This window comes from Mesorhizobium sp. B2-7-2 (assembly GCF_006440775.1).
GTDB lineage: Bacteria > Pseudomonadota > Alphaproteobacteria > Rhizobiales > Rhizobiaceae > Mesorhizobium.
Genome location: NZ_VFTZ01000013.1, coordinates 71,333 through 89,557, shown reverse-complemented (window position 1 = coordinate 89,557; position 18,225 = coordinate 71,333). Strand labels below are relative to the sequence as shown.

At 65.6% G+C, this 18,225-nt stretch carries 18 protein-coding genes; 9 read left to right on the top strand and 9 right to left on the bottom strand.

Annotated features, from left to right (window positions below; translation table 11 throughout):
- Positions 1 to 115 precede the first annotated feature (115 nt).
- The 5 genes from dnaJ (at position 116) to FJ425_RS18670 (ending at position 3,718) form a co-directional block, all read left to right on the top strand.
- Positions 116 to 1,243 (top strand): molecular chaperone DnaJ, encoded by a 1,128-nt coding sequence (gene dnaJ, locus FJ425_RS18690; protein WP_140725245.1) that lies wholly within the window; start codon positions 116 to 118, stop codon positions 1,241 to 1,243.
- Positions 1,244 to 1,389: 146 nt separating this feature from the next.
- The gene (pmtA, locus tag FJ425_RS18685; RefSeq protein ID WP_140635903.1) at positions 1,390 to 1,992 is read left to right on the top strand and encodes a phospholipid N-methyltransferase PmtA; all 603 of its coding nucleotides are present in this window, start codon (positions 1,390 to 1,392) and stop codon (positions 1,990 to 1,992) included.
- 93 nt (positions 1,993 to 2,085) lie between these two features.
- Complete coding sequence (locus FJ425_RS18680) at positions 2,086 to 2,682, top strand: NADPH-dependent FMN reductase (protein ID WP_140725243.1); 597 nt, start codon at positions 2,086 to 2,088, stop codon at positions 2,680 to 2,682.
- 23 nt (positions 2,683 to 2,705) lie between these two features.
- Positions 2,706 to 3,389, top strand: a complete 684-nt coding sequence (gene pyrF, locus FJ425_RS18675; RefSeq protein WP_140725388.1) for an orotidine-5'-phosphate decarboxylase — start codon at positions 2,706 to 2,708, stop codon at positions 3,387 to 3,389.
- Positions 3,390 to 3,430: 41 nt separating this feature from the next.
- Positions 3,431 to 3,718 carry a DUF1330 domain-containing protein gene (locus FJ425_RS18670; RefSeq protein WP_140725241.1) on the top strand — a complete coding sequence of 96 codons (288 nt, stop codon included), beginning with the start codon at positions 3,431 to 3,433 and terminating at the stop codon, positions 3,716 to 3,718.
- Between the two features lie 280 nt (positions 3,719 to 3,998).
- Here the strand turns inward: FJ425_RS18670 and FJ425_RS18665 are convergent, their stop codons facing one another.
- The 7 genes from FJ425_RS18665 to FJ425_RS18635 all read right to left on the bottom strand — a co-directional run bounded on the left by FJ425_RS18665 (position 3,999) and on the right by FJ425_RS18635 (position 12,712).
- On the bottom strand, positions 3,999 to 5,051 hold the full coding sequence (locus tag FJ425_RS18665) for a D-alanine:D-lactate ligase-like protein (RefSeq protein ID WP_140725239.1): 1,053 nt from the start codon (positions 5,049 to 5,051) through the stop codon (positions 3,999 to 4,001).
- Positions 5,052 to 5,585: 534 nt separating this feature from the next.
- A complete protein-coding gene (locus FJ425_RS18660) occupies positions 5,586 to 6,464 on the bottom strand; it encodes an SMP-30/gluconolactonase/LRE family protein (RefSeq protein ID WP_140725237.1) in 879 nt (292 codons plus the stop codon).
- Entirely contained in the window at positions 6,461 to 7,096 is a 636-nt protein-coding gene (locus tag FJ425_RS18655) for a 2-dehydro-3-deoxy-6-phosphogalactonate aldolase (RefSeq protein WP_140725235.1), read from the bottom strand. The genes FJ425_RS18660 and FJ425_RS18655 overlap by 4 nt, the downstream gene beginning before the upstream one ends.
- Positions 7,093 to 8,028, bottom strand: coding sequence for a 2-dehydro-3-deoxygalactonokinase (locus tag FJ425_RS18650; RefSeq protein ID WP_246677958.1), 936 nt, complete (start codon positions 8,026 to 8,028; stop codon positions 7,093 to 7,095). The genes FJ425_RS18655 and FJ425_RS18650 overlap by 4 nt, the downstream gene beginning before the upstream one ends.
- Positions 8,025 to 8,792 (bottom strand): SDR family oxidoreductase, encoded by a 768-nt coding sequence (locus FJ425_RS18645; protein ID WP_140725232.1) that lies wholly within the window; start codon positions 8,790 to 8,792, stop codon positions 8,025 to 8,027. The genes FJ425_RS18650 and FJ425_RS18645 overlap by 4 nt, the downstream gene beginning before the upstream one ends.
- Positions 8,793 to 9,320: 528 nt before the next feature.
- Positions 9,321 to 10,670 (bottom strand): EAL domain-containing protein, encoded by a 1,350-nt coding sequence (locus FJ425_RS18640; protein WP_140635945.1) that lies wholly within the window; start codon positions 10,668 to 10,670, stop codon positions 9,321 to 9,323.
- A 245-nt stretch (positions 10,671 to 10,915) separates the two neighbouring features.
- Entirely contained in the window at positions 10,916 to 12,712 is a 1,797-nt protein-coding gene (locus tag FJ425_RS18635; RefSeq protein WP_140725231.1) for a GtrA family protein, read from the bottom strand.
- Between the two features lie 128 nt (positions 12,713 to 12,840).
- Here FJ425_RS18635 and FJ425_RS18630 point away from each other — a divergent pair, with 128 nt between their 5' ends.
- From FJ425_RS18630 to FJ425_RS18615, 4 genes are all read left to right on the top strand, one after another.
- The gene (locus FJ425_RS18630; protein WP_140725230.1) at positions 12,841 to 13,845 is read left to right on the top strand and encodes a glycosyltransferase; all 1,005 of its coding nucleotides are present in this window, start codon (positions 12,841 to 12,843) and stop codon (positions 13,843 to 13,845) included.
- 11 nt (positions 13,846 to 13,856) lie between these two features.
- The gene (locus FJ425_RS18625) at positions 13,857 to 14,231 is read left to right on the top strand and encodes a GtrA family protein (protein ID WP_140725229.1); all 375 of its coding nucleotides are present in this window, start codon (positions 13,857 to 13,859) and stop codon (positions 14,229 to 14,231) included.
- A gap of 80 nt (positions 14,232 to 14,311) precedes the next feature.
- Positions 14,312 to 15,253 (top strand): glutathione synthase, encoded by a 942-nt coding sequence (gshB, locus tag FJ425_RS18620; RefSeq protein WP_140635925.1) that lies wholly within the window; start codon positions 14,312 to 14,314, stop codon positions 15,251 to 15,253.
- 150 nt (positions 15,254 to 15,403) lie between these two features.
- Positions 15,404 to 16,933: a YifB family Mg chelatase-like AAA ATPase gene (locus FJ425_RS18615; RefSeq protein ID WP_140725228.1), complete on the top strand. Its 1,530-nt coding sequence runs from the start codon at positions 15,404 to 15,406 to the stop codon at positions 16,931 to 16,933.
- 29 nt (positions 16,934 to 16,962) lie between these two features.
- Here FJ425_RS18615 and FJ425_RS18610 read toward each other — a convergent pair whose 3' ends face one another.
- On the bottom strand, positions 16,963 to 17,550 hold the full coding sequence (locus FJ425_RS18610; RefSeq protein ID WP_140543910.1) for a TetR/AcrR family transcriptional regulator: 588 nt from the start codon (positions 17,548 to 17,550) through the stop codon (positions 16,963 to 16,965).
- A 13-nt stretch (positions 17,551 to 17,563) separates the two neighbouring features.
- Positions 17,564 to 18,145 (bottom strand): DUF308 domain-containing protein, encoded by a 582-nt coding sequence (locus FJ425_RS18605; protein WP_140635934.1) that lies wholly within the window; start codon positions 18,143 to 18,145, stop codon positions 17,564 to 17,566.
- Between the last annotated feature and the right edge of the window lie 80 nt (positions 18,146 to 18,225).

Genomic DNA, 18,225 nt, shown 5'->3' with positions numbered 1-18,225 from the left:
AAGCGGCCCGGCTTAGTACTAGCATCCGGGAAACATCGCTCCTAAATCCAAGAACGTGCCGGCAAACGTCGCCAACAATGCTTGAAGACATTGAGCATCCGGACAGCGGGAAAAAATGAAAGCTGATTTCTACGAAACGCTGGGCGTGCAAAAAGGCGCCGACGACAAGGAACTCAAGAGCGCTTTCCGCAAGCTCGCCATGCAGTTCCATCCTGACCGCAATCCCGGCGACCATGCCTGCGAGCACAAGTTCAAGGAGATCAACGAAGCCTACGAGACGCTGAAGGACCCGCAGAAGCGCGCCGCCTATGACCGTTTCGGCCACGCCGCCTTCGAGGGCGGTATGAACGGCGCAGCGCACGGTTTCGGCGCCGGCGGCTTCGCCGACATCTTCGAGGATATTTTCGGCGACATGATGGGCGGCCGTCAGCGCCGTTCGTCGGGCGGCCGCGAACGCGGCGCCGACCTGCGCTACAACATGGAAATCACGCTGGAAGAAGCCTTTGCCGGTAAGACGGCGCAAATCCGCGTGCCGGCCTCGATCTCCTGCTCGGAATGCTCCGGCAGCGGCGCCAAGCCCGGCACGCAGCCGGTGACATGCTCGATGTGCCACGGCCACGGCAAGGTGCGCGCCACGCAGGGCTTCTTCTCGATCGAACGCACCTGCCCGCAATGCCAGGGCCGCGGCCAGACGATCAAGGACCCTTGCCCGAAATGCGCCGGCCAGGGCCGCGTCACCGAGGAACGCTCGCTGTCGGTCAACATCCCGGCCGGCATCGAGGACGGCACCCGCATCCGGCTTGCCAATGAGGGCGAGGCCGGCCTGCGCGGCGGACCGTCGGGCGACCTCTACATCTTCCTGGCGGTCAAGCCGCACGAATTCTTCCAGCGCGACGGCGCCGATCTCTATTGCAAGGTGCCGATCTCGATGACGACGGCAGCCCTTGGCGGCTCCTTCGAGGTGACCACGCTCGATGGCACCCAGACCAAGGTCAAGGTGACGGAAGGCACGCAGAACGGCCGCCAGTTCCGCTTGAAGGGCAAGGGCATGCCGGTGCTGCGCCAGCCCAATGTCGGCGACCTCTACATCCAGACGGCGGTCGAGACGCCGCAGAACCTGACGCGCCGCCAGCGCGAATTGCTGGAAGAGTTCGAGCAGATCTCCTCGAAGGACAATTCGCCCCAGTCGAGCGGCTTTTTCGCGCGCATGAAGGACTTCTTCGAGTCGTTCGGCGAAAACTGATTGCCGCAGACGCGCATTTCGCGCGGCATCGGGGGCGATCCGGTGCCCAAGCGTCATCAACACCTTATGCCAGCTTGACGCCTTGCCTTGTTCCACCCACCTGCTAAGTAGCGGATCGGGGGGCTGAGCATTGAGGAGAGCTCGTGATGGCACGTAGTCCCGGGTTGCGCAAAGCGCTGGCCGAAAAATTTGACGACGAGCTGAAGTTCTTCAAAGGCTGGATCGACAAACCGAAAACGGTCGGCTCGATCGTTCCCACCAGTTCCATCACCGCCCGCAAGATGGCGTCGATCGTCAATCCGAGATCGGGCCTGCCGGTGCTCGAGGTCGGGCCCGGCACCGGGGTCATCACCCGCGCTATCCTCGCCCAGGGCGTGAAGCCCGAAAATCTCTATGCGGTCGAATATTCGACGGACTTCGTGCGCCATCTGCGCGGGCTCTATCCCGGTGTCAACGTGATCGAGGGCGACGCCTTCAATCTCAATGCCACGCTCGGCGACAAGCGCGACATGGTGTTCGATTCGGTCGTCTCCGGCGTGCCGCTGCTCAATTTTCCGGTCGCCCAGCGCATCGCCTATATCGAAAGCCTGCTCGACCGCATTCCCGCCGGACGGCCGATCGTGCAGCTGACCTACGGCCCGCTGTCGCCGATCCCGGCCGGGCGCGGCGACTATACGGTCGAGCATTTCGATTTCATCTTCCGCAACATCCCGCCGACGCAGCTGTGGATCTACCGAAGGGAGGGATAAGGCAGTAGGCAGTAGGGAATAGTCAGGAAACCACTCGCCTAATGCCTAATGCCTATTCCCCACTGCCTACTGCCTACTGCCTTTTGCGAAGCAATGTCCGTGATCCCAAGAATCCTCGTCTTCGCCGGCTCGGCCCGCAGCGGCGCGTTCAGCGGCCGGACCGCCGATGTGGCGCAGAAGGAACTCGCCATGCAGGGCGCGGAGGTGACGCGCATCTCGCTCGGCGACTATCCTCTGCCGATCATGGACGAGGACCTGGAAAAGGAAAAAGGCATTCCCGAAAACGCCATCAAGCTCGGCCGGCAGATCGCCGCGCATGACGGGCTGCTCATCGCGACGCCCGAATATAACGGCTCGATCCCGCCATTGCTCAAGAACTCGATCGACTGGGTGAGCCGGGTACGGCGCGAGGGCAGCCATACGTTCAGGCCGCTGGCCGGCAAGCCGGTCGGGCTCTGCTCCTCCTCCGGGGGCAAGTTCGCCGGCATACGCTGCATCAACCATCTGCGCGCGGTGCTGGTGCGCTGCCAGATGGAGGTGATCACGCCCGAATGCTCGGTCTCCGAGGCCGGCGAAGCCTTCGCCGAGGACGGACAATTCAGGGACGCCAGACTACAGCAATCGATGGAGCGCCTATGCCGTACACTGATCGAAACCTCGCGCATGCTGTCCACCCGGATCGAGGCGTGATCAATTTCGCGGAGGCCGACACCATGCGGGACAGGCTGATCGTTGGGCTCGACCTGCCGACGCTGAAGGAGGCCGAGAAGGCGGTGCGCGAACTCGAAGGCGCCGTTTCCTTCTACAAGATCGGCTACCAGCTCGCCTTCGCCGGCGGACTGGACTTCGCGCGGGAGTTGGCCAGCGGCGGCACGAAAGTGTTTCTCGACATGAAGCTGCTCGACATCGACAACACGGTCGCCAAAGGCGTCGAGAACATCGTCAAGATGGGCGTGACGATGCTGACGCTGCATGCCTATCCCAAGACGATGAGAGCGGCGGTCGAGGCGGCCAGGGGCAGCGAGCTCTGCCTGCTTGGCGTGACGGTGCTGACGTCGATGGACGAGCAGGACGTGATCGACGCCGGCTATGAATACGACCCGCACACGCTGGTGCTCAGGCGCTCCGAACAGGCGCTGCATGCCGGCATGGGCGGCATCGTCTGCTCGGCTGAGGAGGCCGAGGCGGTGCGCCGCATCGTCGGACCCGACCTGGCGGTCGTGACGCCGGGCATCCGGCCGGCGGGCAGCGCCCATGGCGACCAGAAACGCGTGGTGACGCCGGCGCAGGCGATCCGTAACGGCTCCAGTCACCTGGTCGTCGGCCGGCCGATCGTCGCGGCGCCGGACCGGCGCGCTGCGGCCGAGGCGATCCTCGCAGAGATGCAATCCGCCTGAGGACCGGCCCTCTTTCGCGAAAAACAAACAGGAGAAAAAGAATGCCAAAGGGATATTGGATCGCCCGTGTCGATGTGCGCGACGCCGAGGGCTACAAGGACTATGTCGCCGCCGCGAAGCTCGCCTTCGACCGCTTCGGCGCGAAATTCCTAGCGCGCGGCGGCGAGCATGAAAAGGCCGAAGGGCCGGGGCGCGCCCGCAACGTCATCATCGAGTTCGAATCGCTGGCGACCGCGCATGATTGCTACCATTCGCCGGAATACCAACGCGCCGCCGCCATCCGCCAGAAAGTGGCCGACGGCGAGATCGTACTGGTCGAGGGCGTCTAGTTCGCCGAAGCAGGTAGATCGGCTGTTGCTGCGCGGCATACATTGGAGATTGCCGAAAACGCCCATCTGTCGTCATCCACGGGCGGAGCAAGGAGCGTAGCGACGCGCGCAGACCCGAGGATCCATGCCGTGACTTCAACGCGCCGCTACGATCCAGAATTCAGCTCCGCTGCACTCCGTGGCCAAGGTAACGGCATGGATTCCAGGGTCTGCGCGCGTCGCTTCGCTCCTTGCTCCGCCCTGGAATGACGAAGTCGTTAGGCCTCGGCCGCTCTGGAGGTCACGACATCAATCTATTGGCAGCCGTCTCCGCCATAGCGTCCGCGAGGCTCAGGCCCCACTGCTTGCGGCAATAGTCGCGGAAATCGAAGCAAGGCAGGCCGGGGCAGACTTCGAATTCGATGAGATGGACGGTGCCGTCGGCCTCGACCCTGAAATCGACGGAAAAGACATCTTTCAGGCCGAGACCGCTTACCAGTTTCTGCGCGATGGCGCGAATTTTTCGGTCCGCCCCCGGCTGACTCGCGCCGACGGCCTCGAGCTCCGGCTCGGCATAGGTGCCGGCATCCTTCGCCGCCTGGCCGGTCTCGCCATAGAGCGCCATCGAATCGACCATGGTCTGGAAATCGCCGCCGGAATCGACGAAGACGATGCCGAGCGCTTCCATGCCGGTTTCCTGTTTGAGCCCAAGGAAGCTCGCCCGCACGTTGCGGCCGGCGACATAGGGCTGGACGACGACATCGTCGCGGTAATGCGAAAAAACGCGCCGGCTAAGCTCCAGCGCATGGCCGAGATCGCTGACGCGCGAATCCGGCCAGATGCCGATCTTGGCGCCGAGCCGGTTGGGTTTCACGAACCAGCCCTTGGGCGAGGCCGGCGGCTCGACCAGCCATTCGCCGTTGCGCGCCAGGCCGGCCTGCGGCGCTGGCAGGCCGAGCGCGCCGAGCACGGCGCCGGAACGCAATTTGTCCTGGCAGAGTGCGAACAGCGAATCGTCCGCGCCGATGGTGCGCAGCCCGTTCAGCCGCGCCAGCGCCGGCGAAGCGCCGCCGCGGAAGTAGGCGATGCCGTCGGTGAGCGTCCAGACCAGCGTCGTTGCCGGATCGGCCTTCGCCAGAACCGGCGCCGCTTTGTCGAGCTCGACAGGCTTGAAGGCGAGGCCGCGCCTTTCGCAAGCCTCGGCAAGCTGGCCGAACTCCGGCTTAAGGTCGGTCGATTGCGCCAGATAGGATGAGATCTCGATGGCGCGCTCTGCCGGGTAGCCCTGTGCGATCAGCCGGTCGAAACAGGCCTTTTCCGGTTCGTAGACAAGAATCAAGGTCGGCTGCGGCATCGAAAGCTCCGGGAAATCAGGCGCGTACCATCGCATGCCCGAAGTGGCCGGCTTGCGGGAAACCGACCGAACCGAGACGATTGCGCGACAGTAAGCCGGCCGCCGCATCTCTTGTCTTGATGCAATTCCGGATGGAACACTCCGGCGAAGATTGTTCCCAATACCCCAGCACGGATTTGACCGCGGGCTATGTTTGCCTTGGGGAGCGGCCTTGGAGATTAGCCGAAACCCCCATCACGATCGTCATCCACGGGCGGAGCAAGGAGCGAAGCGACGCGCGCAGACCCGAGGATCCATTCCGTTACGTCGAAGCGCCGCTCACGGTGCAGAATTCTGCTCCGCTGTACTCCACAGCTCAGGTCACGGAATGGATTCCAGGGTCTGCGCGACGCCGCTTCGCGGCTGCTCCGCCCTGGAATGACGAGGTTGGGAGCCTTCGGCCAATCTCCAGGGTTTGCGCTGATTTCATGGAACGAGCGGGAAAGCCTCGCCCCTCGTCAAACGGCGATCTTTCAAAACCCCTGTGTCGAGGAATTATGCGATCAGCACGCGCGGCTCAAAGCGGCCCCGGACTGGAATGTCGAGCAGGAAGGTCATGCCGGCCTGCGGGTCGAGAGCGCGCTGCTTCTCGTCCTTGCCTTTCCAGGCGGAGGTCACTGCCAGCCGGTCGGCTTTCTGGCCGACAAAGGCCGGGCAGGAGGCCTGCGTCACCGGCATGGCGATCTCGCGCAGCAGCGTGCCGTCTGGCGCATAGGCCTTCACCGCGTTGCCGCCCCAGACGGCATTCCACAGCACGCCGTCGCGGTCGACGACCGAACCGTCGACATAGCCCTTCGAGGAACGATGATCGACGAACACTTTCACTTCGCCGGCCGGCAGGCCGGTCGCCGGATCGCAGGCGACACGCATCAGAAGCCCGGTCGCCGTGTCTGTGTAGTAGGCGATTTTGCCGTCCTCCGAGAAGCAGATGGAATTCGAGACTGTGATGCCCGAAAACAGCCGGCGCAATTCGCCCTTGAAGAACCAGTAGATCGACCCGGCGCCCTTCTGCTCGTCCTTGCCCATCGTGCCGGTCCACAAGGCGCCGCAGGGATGAACGCGCGAATCGTTGGAGCGCGTCAGCGGATTGTCGGCCTCGACCGGCGTGTGCAGCGTCAGCCTGCCGGTCTTGACGTCCCGGACCTGCAGGCCGATCTCGGTGGCGATCAGCTGGCGGTCGGCGTCGATGACCGCAATGGCGCTGGCCATGATGCCGAGATCATGCACTTTCAGCGCGCCGGCGAGCGGCTTTTCCAGAAGCTTGCCATTGACGATGTCGAACCAGAACAGCGTGTCGGTGGCGGGATCGTAGCTCGGGCCCTCGCCGAGCTCGCAGATATGGTCGGAAAAAACCGAAACGCCGTCCATCGTCATCCTCCGAAGGCTTCATCCCAGGCGGCGACCGCGGCGCGGGCGCGCTGCGCCACGTCCTCGACGCTCGCACCCGGCTTGTAGAGGCTCGATCCCAGCCCGAAGACGCTGACGCCGACCGCCTTGTAGCCGGCGAAATCCTTGTCGGAAATGCCGCCGACGGCGCCGACAAGCGTCGTTGCCGGCAGCACCGCGCGGATCGCCGCGATGCCGCTCGATCCAAGCACGCTTGCCGGGAAGAATTTCAGCGCCGAGGCGCCGAGCCGGATCGCCTGGAAGGCTTCGGTCGGCGTGAACACGCCAGGCATCGTCACCATGCCGTGTTGCATGGCGCGGCCCATGACCTCGGCATCGATGTTGGGGCTGACCAGCAACTTGCCGCCGGCCTTGTGCAAGGCATCGACGTCCGTCGCCGTCAGCACCGTGCCGGCGCCGACCAGCGCGCTTTTCGGCAGCGCCTCGACCAGATCGGCGATGGAGACGAACGGCTCCGGCGAATTGAGCGGCACTTCGATCGCCTCGATGCCGGCGTCGTGAACCGCCCGGCCGATCGCCACCGCGTCGGATGGTTTCAGACCGCGCAGGATGGCGACAAGGCCGCGCCTGAGCTTCGGGAAGGGTGCGGTCTGGCTCATGAAGCGCCTCCAATCATGCCGTTCTCGCGCGCGGCCTCGACAAGGCCGACGCGCACCGCTTCATCGGCGTCCACGGCGCGAAAGGCAAGGCCGGCTAGGCCCAGCGCCGCGCCATAAAGCTCGGCCAGCGCGCCGGAGGCGATCAGCGCCACCGGCGCATCGCTGGCGCCATAGCGGCGCCTTGCCGAGGCGATCTCGCCGCCGATCAGCAGGCCGGACAGGCAGGCCGCCGCGTCATTGGGCTGCAGATCCTGCAGAAGCCCGGCGGCGCGGATGGCAAACAGTTTCGAGGTGACGTCGCCGCCTTCGCCCAAAGCCCGCTCGCACCATTGCCGGAAGAACGGGCTGCCCGCGGCAACCGGAGTGGGATGCTCGCCCAGCGAATGCTTCAGGATCGAGTGCGTGGCCAGCACGGAGAACAATTCGCCGGTCGGCCAGGTGCCGAAGCCTGTGACCGCGCCGTCCGCGACCGCGACCCATTTCGAATGCGTGCCGGGCATGCAGACGAGGTGGCGCCCCTTTGCCGGCAAACCGGCGCCTGCAAGCTGGGTTTCCTCGCCGCGCATCACGTCGGGCGCGTCGGCCAGGCGCTGGGCGAGACCGGGCACGATGCGGATGTCGCGGCCCGAGCCCTCGATGCGGGCGGCGCCGCGCAAAATCGCGCCGATCGGCGCCGGCACGGTGACGTAGGGCGCCTCGATCCAGCCCTGCCGCGAACCGGCCATGCCGCAGACGATGACCGGCAGCGCCTCCGGCGCGCCCATGGCGGCAAGATGGCCTTCCAACACGTTCGAGAAGCCCTTTTCGCGGGCGGTGATCAGCCCGTCGTCGCCGCGCCGCTCGGCAAGCACCTTGCCCGAGCCGTCGAGCAGCCAGGCCCTGAGCCTGGTCGTGCCCCAGTCGAGCGCAGCGACCGCTGGTGCCGGGCTCACAGGAAGCCTCCATCGACGATCAGCATCTGGGCTGTCAGCATGCGCGAGGCGTCCGACGCCAGGAACAGCACCGTGCCCACCATGTCGTCGGGCTGCATGACATCCCTGATGCATTGCTTGGCGACATGGGCGGCGAGCGCCTCGTCGGTGACCCAGAGCTCGCGCTGGCGTTCGGTGATGACCCAGCCTGGCGCCACCGCGTTGACGCGGATGCGGTCGGCGCCGAGCTTGCCGGCGAGGCCCTTGGTCAGGCCGAGTATGCCTGCCTTGGCCGCGGTGTAGGCCGGCATATCGGGGTGGTTGATCAGATAGGAGGTGGAGGTGAAGTTGATGATCGAGCCGCCGCCGGCCCGCTTCATGCCGGGCGCCACGGCCTGAGCGGTGAAGAAATGCGGCCGCAGGTTGATCGCAAGATTGTTGTCCCAGAATTCGACAGTGACGTCTTCCACTGCGTGACGCTCGTCGAGCGCGGCATTGTTGACTAGCACCGTGATGTCCCCATGCGCCTCGGCCGCCTTCGCGGCGGCGGCGCGCAGCGCCTCGATATCGCGCAGGTCGGCGCTGAGGTAGAGCGGGCGGCGGGCGAGCTCCTTCTCCAGCCGGTCGGCAAGGGCGGTGCTTGGCTTGTCGGCGATGTCGATGAAAGCGACGTTGGCGCCCTGCCGCATAAAGCCTTCGGTGAGCGCGGCACCAATGCCGGAACCGCCGCCGGTGATCAGCACCGAGGCGCCGTCGAGGTCGGCGAAACGCGCCGATGGCATCATGATCTGTTCTCCCGTTTGGCCGGCGCGCATCCTAGCCAGACAAAGCGCGGGAGCAAGCGGGAAACGTCGGATTTCCGGCGTTATGTCTGACAAATGACCGGCACACCGCCGAAGCGGCGCCGGCCGGTCTTCCGAACAGCCGGAAAGCTCTAGTTCCCCGACACAGGGATTTTGAAAGGTTGCCGTTTGTCTTGGTGCAAGATTCTCCGTTCATTTGCGTGAAATCAGCGCAAACGCCGGGATCGCCCCCAACGTCGTCATTCTATGGCGGAGCAAGGAGCGAAGCGACGCAGCGCAGACCATAGAATCCATTCCGTGACTTGGAAGCGCCGCCACGGTGCAGAATTCTGTTCCGTTGCATTCCTTGGCGAAGGTAACGGCATGGATTCTAGGGTCTTCGCGACGGAGCTTCGCTCCTGCTCCGCCCTGGAATGACGATCGCGGTTGGCGTTTCGGCCAATCTCCAACGCATGCCGCCTGCCAACGCAAACAGAGCCGACGGCCAAAATCCCTGTACCGGGGAACTAGTCAGATTGCCTTGGCATGCAGCGCTCCGCGATAGGAATCGCGCAGATAGCCGAGCGTGGCGTCGGCATCGGCCGGCTTGCCGAACAGGTAGCCCTGCCCGCCGGCGCAGCCGAACTGGACGAGACGGTCGGCCTGCGCTTCGTCCTCGATGCCTTCGGCGACGACATCCATGCCGAGCCCCTCGCACATTGCGAGAATGGCGCGGATGATGTGCTCCGAGGGCCGGTCGTCGAGGATGGAGGAGACGAAGGCGCGGTCGATCTTGAGCTTGTCGAAATGGAACTCGCGCAGGCGGCCGAGCGACGACTGGCCGGTGCCGAAATCGTCGAGCGAGACGCGGATGCCGACGCGGCGCAGGTCCTCGACGATCTTCTCGGCCGAGGCCGGATCATTCATCAGGCCAGTCTCGGTGATCTCGATCTCCAGCCGGCGCGGATCGAAGCCGGTGCGGTCGAGGATGGCCAGGATATGCAGGCCGGTGTTCTGGTCGACGAGCTGCGAGGGCGACAGGTTGAAGGACAAGAACAGCTCCTTCGGCCAGCTGCGCGCCGCCTCGGCCGCCTTGCGCAGCACCAGCTGCGACAGCGGGCCGATAATGCCGCGTTCCTCGGCGATCGGGATGAAGACGGATGGCGGCACGACGCCGAGGTCGCGGTCGGTCCAGCGCGCCAGCGTCTCGAAGCCGATGGTGCGGCGGCTGCTCAGATCGACGATCGGCTGGAAATGCGGTTCGACCTCGCCGGCCGAGACGGCGCGGCGCAGCGCCTGCTCGATGCGGGTGACGCGCTTGGCCGCCTCTTCCATCTCGCGGGTGTAGACGACGACGCGGCCGCGGCCCGAACGCTTGGCGTGATAGAGCGCAGTCTCGGCCTTGTTGAGAAGGATCTCGGTGGTCTCGTCGCCGGAATAAAACAGCGAGCAGCCGACCGAGGCCGAAAGCCTTGCGGTGCGCTCGCCGACATCATAGGGCGCCGACAATATCTCGATCAGCATGCGCGACGTCTCGGCCGCCTGCTCCTCCGAGAACACCATCGGATAGAGGTAGGCGAACTCGTCGGCGCCGATGCGGCAGACCGTGGAATAGCCGTCCATCGAAGCGCGCAGCCGCATCGCCACCTGGATCAGGATGTCGTCGCCGGCCTTGTGGCCGAACAGGTCGTTGATCGGCTTGAAGCCGTCGAGGTCGAGGATGCCGACGGTAAAGGGCGCGGGATCGTCGGCGCGGTCGCTGATCAGGCGATCGACCTTGTCGAAGAAGCGACGATGGTTGCCGAGCCCGGTCAACGAATCCGTAAAGGCCAGATCCGTGTTTTCCTTGCCTGGCTGGCCGGTGCCAAACGTCGTTTGCATCATGCCTCTGTTCTGATGTCGGTATTTATGGCCAGACTGGCAGCAAAGCGTTTAGGAAAAGTATCGGAAAATCGATTTTCCATCTTCCAGAAGCTGCTTGGCTCGCCGGCGGCTCAGCTTTGGACAAGAAATGGTAACTCAACCTCCAATATTCGTTTATGCATAACTTCTAATAGAAGTACCGAACGGTGTCCTCTGGAATGCAATTGCGCAGCGAAGGCCGTTTCGCACCTTCGGGAATTGCTTTAGCCAGCTTGCTTAATGCGATAGAGCTCGATCGGGCTGCCCTTCTCGCCGACCGGCTCGAGCCAGTCCGGCACGGAGTCGCGCAGCAGGCCGGCAAGGAAACCCTGCGGCGCCTTCCGGGTCAGGATCAGGGTCTCGACATTGCCGGGGCAGATGGCGACGAGGCCGACGCGATGCGCCTCGACGATTGCCCGTGCGTCATCGGCCGAGCCGAGAAAGGCGTCCAGCGCCAGGAGATTGCCGGCGACGTTGCGGTGATAGGGGCCGGCGAAGACGCGATGGCCGCTATAAGCGAGGACCGGCGCTCCGAGATTGGAGATCGTCAGCACGGTGGTATCGGCCATGCCGCCGAGCGGCGCAAAACTGGCTTTCTTCTGGCAAGTCCTGTCCGAGGCGCCGCCGTCGGCGGCGGCCTTGCCTTTCTCGAACGCCACCGAGGCGGCCGCGGCGACGCCCGTCCAGACCGGGTTGATCGAGACCAGCCAGACGGCCGCAAGGCGCAGCGCCACGCCGAGCGAGGAGCTGGTTTCGGCCCGCGCCCGCCATTTGGCGATCCAGGCCGACAGCGGAACGACGGCAAAGGCGATCGAGAAGGTGGTGCCGCGCACCTGCCAGGCGCCGACCGCGAAGGCGACGACGAGCAGTGCGGCAACGAGGCTGTCCTGCCGCCGCCAGCCGCCGCGGCGCAAGTGCCCTGCCATCAGGACGATCGCGACCAGCGGCGTCGCGTAACGCGCCGCCACGCGCGCCGGATCGCGGACAAGCAGCGCGAACAGCGACTGGGCCTCGTCGATATGGTCGAGCCACAGTTCCTTGAGGCGCGGATCGAGGGAGGCATAAGGCGCGGAGAGGCATTGCGGGAACAGCACCGCCACGACCACGCCGAGCACGACCCCCAGAAGGGCAAGCAATCCCAGCCTGCGCCGCCAGCTGCCGGCGGCGGGCTCGACGGAGGCGATTGCGGCAAGCCCCACGCCGGCAATGGCCGCGACGACGAACTGCGCGACCGAGAAGGCGTCGCACTGCGCCACGCCCCATGCGGAAGGCGGAACGGTGACGGTGAAGACAAGCGCCGCGACACCGGCAAAGCCAAGGCCGAAATCCCGGCCGATCACCCGTTCGCCGCCTGGATCGGCGACGAACAGCAGCGCCACGCAAACACCGATGGTGGCGACGTAGGGCAGGGTTTCCATGCCGACGGCGAGCGTCAGCGCGGCGCAGAGGCCGGACAAAAACGCGGCCCAGCGCCGGGAAGGTGCCTCGAGCAGCAAAGCGAGGCTCGCCATGGTGAGCATCAGCTGGGCGTTGTGGTGGTCGAGCGCACCGGGATCGTAGATGCCGATGAAATAATAGCCGGCTGCGCCGATCAGGATGGCCGGCAGCACCGCGCCGCCGCCGCCGAAGCTGCGCGCGGCGCGGGCGGTGAAGAACAAGGTCGACCAAAAGAGCAGCGCCGGCCACAGCACCTGCGCCACGTCTTCGCCGAGCGGCCTGCTGCCGGTGAGCGCCGAGGCGGCAAGCGCGATGGCGGCGATCGGCGCGTCGACCAGCCGCGACCAGTGCATGACGAAGCCGCCTTCTAGCCCCATCCGGTACTGGTGCAGGTCGAACCAGCCCTGGCCGGCGAGCAGGTCGCGGGCCTCGACGAGGCGCAGCAGATTGTCATTGTCGCCGCCGGCATCGGTCAGTTGGCCAAAGCCGGCCCACGCATCGATAGCGAATGCGAGCAGGGCGGCAAGCAGCGCCAGCGCCAGATCGGACTTCCAGGCGGCGGCGCCGGTCTCGGCTGTGCCCATTGCGGTGGCCTTTGAAGGGAGAGGATCGGTTTTAAACCTAGCCTTAACGGCTTCAATAAATAGTAAAACGGCTCGACGGGGCCGCCATGAGGACGGCCGGAGGCTGGATCGGGCGTCCGGAGACAGACATGCCGCATGCAGTCCGCCACGAGCCGATCATCGCCGTGCTCCTGCCTTGCTACAACGAGGAGCTGACGATCGGCGAGGTCGTGCGGCGCTTCCGCGAGACGCTGCCCTCGGCCGCGATCTATGTCTACGACAACAATTCCAAGGACCTCACGGCGCTGAAAGCCCGCGCCGCCGGCGCCGTCGTCGTGCGCGAGCCGCGCCAGGGCAAGGGCAATGTGGTGCGGCGCATGTTCGCCGACATCGACGCGGATATCTATGTGATGGCCGATGGCGACGGCACCTATGCGCCGGAGGATGCGCCGCAGCTGATCAACGTCCTGCAGACCGAGCGCTCCGACATGGTGGTGGGCACCAGGCGCGGCGTGACCGACGATGCCGGCCGCAACGGCCACGCTTTCGGCAACCGTATCTTCAACCGCCTCTACAAGGGTTTGTTCGGGACCGACTTCACCGATATCTTCTCCGGCTACCGGGTGTTTTCGCGCCGCTTCGTCAAAAGCTTTCCGGCCGTTTCCGGCGGCTTCGAGATCGAGACCGAGATGTCGGTGCATGCCTCGCAGCTCAAGCTGCCGGTGAGCGAGATCGCGCTCGATTACGGCCGCCGCCCGGAAGGCTCGTCGTCGAAGCTGTCGACCTTCCGCGACGGCGCCAGGATCCTGTGGATGTTCGCCATGCTGGTGAAGGAGACGCAGCCGCTGCGCTTCTTCGGCACGTTCGCGCTATTCTTCCTGGCGGCCAGCATCGGCCTGATGATCCCGGTGCTGGTCGAGTTCGCGCAGACGGGACTGGTGCCGCGCATGCCGACCTGGGTGCTGTCGATCGGCATGCTGCTTCTGGCCATGCTGTCGATGATGACCGGGCTGATCCTCGATTCCGTCTCGCGCGGCCGGGCCGAGCAGAAGCGCATCTTCTATCTGTCGATTTCGTCCGGCCGGGCCGAGCGCGGGATATCCGGGCAGGCCTCGCCCAAGGGCGAGCCGGGCAAGGCCCCACGGGCGGCCTAGGGGGCGGCATAGTGGACCGCCTCGTCCGCTTCATCCTTACCGGCGGCATCGGCTTCGTCGCCGACGCCGCGGCGCTCTGGCTGCTGCTTGCCGCCTCGCCGCTCGGCCCGATGGCGGCGCGCGTGCTGTCGATCGGCTTCGCGCTCTGCGTCACCTGGCAGATCAACCGCCATCTGACCTTCGCGCCGTCGAGCCGGGGCATCGCGCAGGAAGGCGCGCGCTATGGCGGTGTCGGCGTCGCCACCGGCATCGTCAACTATCTGATCTATTGCGCCGTCCTGTTCGCCCTGCCGGGGCTGCCGCCGCTGGCGGCGCTGGCCTTTGCCTCGATCGTCGCGATGGCGCTGTCCTTCCTCGGCTACTCCAGGCTGGTATTCGACCGCTGAGCGTCTGCACCAAGCGAGCACGATTGGCAGGCGCCGCCGATTTCCTTATATCGGGCGTCTGAGTTCCCCGGAGACCGAAAATGCCGCTGAAGATCGCCGTCCAGATGGACCATGTCTCCACCGTGTCGATTGCCGGCGATACCAGCTTCGCGCTGTCGCTGGAGGCGCAGCGGCGCGGCCACAAGCTTTTCCACTACACGCCCGACCGGCTGTCGATGCTGGGCGGCAAGGTGTTCGCGCGCCTCGAGGGGATGCAGGTGCGCGACGAGAAGGGCAACCATTACGCGCTGGGCGAGAAAGTGCGCACCGACCTCTCAGAGATGGACGTCGTGCTGCTCAGGCAGGACCCGCCCTTCGACATGAACTACATCACCACCACGCACATATTGGAGCGCATCCATCCGAAGACGCTGGTGGTCAACGACCCAGCCTGGGTGCGCAACAGCCCGGAGAAGATCTTCGTCACCGAATTCCCGGACCTGATGCCGGAGACGCTGATCACCAAGGACCCGCAGGAAGTAGCGGCCTTCCGCAAGGAGTTCGGCGACATCATCGTCAAGCCGCTCTACGGCAATGGCGGCGCCGGCATCTTCCATCTGCACGAGGCCGACCGCAATCTCGCCTCGCTGCTCGAAATGTTCGGCCAGCTGTTCCGCGAGCCCTATATCGTGCAGCGTTACCTGAAGGACGTGCGCAAGGGCGACAAGCGCATCATCCTGATCGACGGCGAGCCTGTCGGCGCCATCAACCGCGTGCCGGCCGAGCACGATTCGCGCTCCAACATGCATGTCGGCGGCCGCGCCGAGAAGACCGAGCTGACCGAGCGCGAGCGCGAGATCTGCGCCCGCATAGGACCGGCGCTCAGGGAGCGGGGCTTCATCCTCGTCGGCATCGACGTGATCGGCGACTACATGACCGAGATCAACGTGACCTCGCCGACCGGCGTGCGCGAAGTGCAGCGCTTCGGCGGCGCCGACATCGCCAGCCTGTTCTGGGATTGCGTTGAAGGGAAGCGAGGGTAATTCTTCGCGGCGGCGCCGTCGGAAACGCGCGACGTGCGATGTTCCCGTAATGTTCTTGCCTAAGCCGCAAATCTGTGGTTGTCTGGCGTGAGGTCTTGCGCGGCCTGATCGCAGCGCCGCGCGGGAGCCGGCATCCGGGGGCTTGAAAAGATGGTGGCGCGGGTTCGCACGGTGGCTTTCCAGGGCATCGAGGCTTTGCCGGTCGATGTCCAGGTGATGGTTGGGCCGGGCAAGGTCGGCATGCAGATCGTCGGCCTGCCGGACAAGGCGGTGGCCGAAAGCCGCGAGCGCGTGCAGGCCGCACTCCATGCGTCGGGCCTGTCGATGCCGTCGAAGAAGGTGACGGTGAACCTCGCGCCGGCCGACCTGCCCAAGGAAGGCAGCCATTACGACCTGCCGATCGCGCTCGGCCTGATGGCGGCGCTCGGCGCCATCCCGGGCGATATGCTCGCTGGTTACGTGGTGCTTGGCGAATTGTCGCTCGACGGCACGATCACGGGCGTCGCCGGCGCGCTGCCGGCGGCGATCGGCGCCAATGCCGAAGGCAAGGGCCTGATCTGCCCCTTCGCCTGCGGCCCGGAAGCGGCCTGGGCGGGCAAGGATTTCGATATCCTTGCGCCGCGCAGCCTGATTGCCGTCGCCAACCATTTTCGCGGCACGCAGGTGCTGTCGCGGCCCGAAGCCGGCATCCAGCTTGCCGCGCGCGACCTGCCGGATCTCGCCGACATCAAGGGCCAGGAGAGCGCCAAGCGGGCGGTCGAAGTGGCTGCCGCCGGCGGCCACAACCTTCTCATGGTCGGGCCGCCCGGCTCGGGCAAGTCGATGCTGGCGCAGCGCCTGCCCTCGATCCTGCCGCCGCTGGCGCCGAAAGAGCTGCTCGAAGTGTCGATGATCGCTTCCGTCGCCGGCGAGCTCGGCGAAGGCAAGCTGACCGACCGGCGGCCGTTTCGCGCCCCGCATCATTCGGCCTCGATGGCGGCGATGGTGGGCGGCGGGCTGCGCGCACGTCCGGGTGAGGTCTCGCTCGCCCATCACGGTGTGCTGTTCCTCGACGAGTTGCCGGAATTCACGCCGCAGACCTTGGATGCGCTGCGCCAGCCGCTGGAAACCGGCGACTGCATGATCGCGCGCGCCAACCACCGCGTCACCTATCCGGCGCGCATCCAGCTGGTGGCGGCAATGAATCCGTGCCGCTGCGGCATGTCGGGCGAACCCGGCTATCGCTGCCTGCGCGGCGACCGCTGCCGCACCGAATATCAGGCGCGCATTTCCGGCCCGCTGCTCGACCGTATCGACCTCAGGATCGAGGTGCCGGCGGTCTCGGCGAGCGACCTCATCCGGCCGGACAAGGCCGAGACGAGTGCGGCGGTGGCGCAGCGCGTGGCGCGTGCGCGCGCCATGCAGCGCGAGCGGTTGGAAAGACTGGGCGCGGGCGCCACCACCAACGCGCACTGCCCGCCCTCGATCGTCGAGGAGATCGCCAAGCCCGATAGCGCCGGGCTGACGCTGCTCAAGGACGCCAGCGAAAAGCTCGGCTTTTCGGCGCGGGCCTATCACCGCGTGCTGAAGGTGGCCCGCACGCTGGCCGACCTCGACGCCAGCGAAACCGTCGGCCGCATCCATCTTGCCGAGGCGATCTCCTATCGCATGAGCGCGGAGCGGATGGCGCAGGCGGCGTGACCGCAAGCGAGCCTGGCTTTCGTCCCTCTTCAATCTCGAGCCGGGATCAGCTTCTGCAGCGTCGGCGCCAGGATCATGCTGAAGGTCAGGACATCGCCATAGGCCCGCGCCGAAATCATCGCCCCGTGCACGGTCGCCATGAAGGCCTCCGCTTCGACGCGCGGCGCGGCGGCGATCGTCAATGTGCCCTGCGCGGCGCCGCGCTCGATGACGCCGGTCAGCCACCCCGAGAGAAATTGAAAATAGGCTCGGACCTCCGCAGCCACCTCAGGCGGAAGGGCCGGAAGCTCGCTGGCAAGCAGCGCGCAGACGCAAATCGGCCTGCTCGCGTCCTCGATACACTGCGCCCAGAAGCCGGCATAGGTGCGCAGCAACTGAGGCGGCGCAGGCACATTGCGCTCTAGCTCCGTCATGCCTGTCACGGCATCCTCGAGGTAGCGCTTGACCAGGGTTCGCACCAAGTCGACCTTGCTCGGGAAATGATGATGGATGCTGGCTTTGCGGATACCGACCACGTCGGCGATATCGGCGTAGCTGAACCCGTTATAGCCGCCGGCGACGATGAAGCTTCGCGCGGCGGCCAGTATGTCATCGGCGGTGTTGGAGGGCTTGTCCATGGACATGCCTACCTCAACTCGCGACCCGCCGCGACTTGCGAAGAATATCGCCGACAGAAAGCCACACGGCGGACACCAGGAAGTAGAAGGCACCGAAGGCGGCATAGGGCGCGACATTGGCGATGCTGATGGCATCGGCGCCGCCCGCCATCTTGACGAAGAAGAGGCCGGCTAGCGCCGACTGGGCGCCGCTCAGGATCATCGCCCATTGGGCGCCGTTGCTCTTCCAGCGACGCACCGCGGTGAGGAGCTGAAACGCGCCGGAGACGACCGCCCAGACCCCATAGACCGCGAGCACCGCGTTCATGCTGCGGCCAAGCGCGATAGCGACCGCGATCGCGGTGAGAATGCTGACGGCGAAATTGAGGAGCTGCGACTTGTTGCGGCCCAAGCCGCCGCTGCGCTGCGCGTCGACATAGTTCGCGAGCGCGTCCCATAGGGGATAGGCAACCAGCATGACCGCGGCGAGCGCCGGAACCGACCTGGCGATGGTGAAGGCTACCGCGACCCAGGCCGCCGATACGGCAAACCGCAGATAGTAATAGCTTTTGAGCCAGCCGTTTGAGGACTGGGCATGGTTCATTCGTGCAGGCATGACGGTTCCTTTCATTCACTGCCTACCAACTAGTAGGTAGATTGGAAATCGTCAATGCTTTGCAGGCCGGTCGTCGATCA

Bases quoted from the DNA above. Each gene is read 5' to 3' on its own strand.
- dnaJ (WP_140725245.1), top strand. From the start codon at position 116: ATGAAAGCTGATTTCTACGAAACGCTGGGCGTGCAAAAAGGCGCCGAC.
- pmtA (WP_140635903.1), top strand. From the start codon at position 1,390: ATGGCACGTAGTCCCGGGTTGCGCAAAGCGCTGGCCGAAAAATTTGAC.
- FJ425_RS18680 (WP_140725243.1), top strand. From the start codon at position 2,086: ATGTCCGTGATCCCAAGAATCCTCGTCTTCGCCGGCTCGGCCCGCAGC.
- pyrF (WP_140725388.1), top strand. From the start codon at position 2,706: ATGCGGGACAGGCTGATCGTTGGGCTCGACCTGCCGACGCTGAAGGAG.
- FJ425_RS18670 (WP_140725241.1), top strand. From the start codon at position 3,431: ATGCCAAAGGGATATTGGATCGCCCGTGTCGATGTGCGCGACGCCGAG.
- FJ425_RS18665 (WP_140725239.1), bottom strand. From the start codon at position 5,051: ATGCCGCAGCCGACCTTGATTCTTGTCTACGAACCGGAAAAGGCCTGT.
- FJ425_RS18660 (WP_140725237.1), bottom strand. From the start codon at position 6,464: ATGACGATGGACGGCGTTTCGGTTTTTTCCGACCATATCTGCGAGCTC.
- FJ425_RS18655 (WP_140725235.1), bottom strand. From the start codon at position 7,096: ATGAGCCAGACCGCACCCTTCCCGAAGCTCAGGCGCGGCCTTGTCGCC.
- FJ425_RS18645 (WP_140725232.1), bottom strand. From the start codon at position 8,792: ATGATGCCATCGGCGCGTTTCGCCGACCTCGACGGCGCCTCGGTGCTG.
- FJ425_RS18640 (WP_140635945.1), bottom strand. From the start codon at position 10,670: ATGCAAACGACGTTTGGCACCGGCCAGCCAGGCAAGGAAAACACGGAT.
- FJ425_RS18635 (WP_140725231.1), bottom strand. From the start codon at position 12,712: ATGGGCACAGCCGAGACCGGCGCCGCCGCCTGGAAGTCCGATCTGGCG.
- FJ425_RS18630 (WP_140725230.1), top strand. From the start codon at position 12,841: ATGCCGCATGCAGTCCGCCACGAGCCGATCATCGCCGTGCTCCTGCCT.
- gshB (WP_140635925.1), top strand. From the start codon at position 14,312: ATGCCGCTGAAGATCGCCGTCCAGATGGACCATGTCTCCACCGTGTCG.
- FJ425_RS18615 (WP_140725228.1), top strand. From the start codon at position 15,404: ATGGTGGCGCGGGTTCGCACGGTGGCTTTCCAGGGCATCGAGGCTTTG.
- FJ425_RS18610 (WP_140543910.1), bottom strand. From the start codon at position 17,550: ATGGACAAGCCCTCCAACACCGCCGATGACATACTGGCCGCCGCGCGA.
- FJ425_RS18605 (WP_140635934.1), bottom strand. From the start codon at position 18,145: ATGCCTGCACGAATGAACCATGCCCAGTCCTCAAACGGCTGGCTCAAA.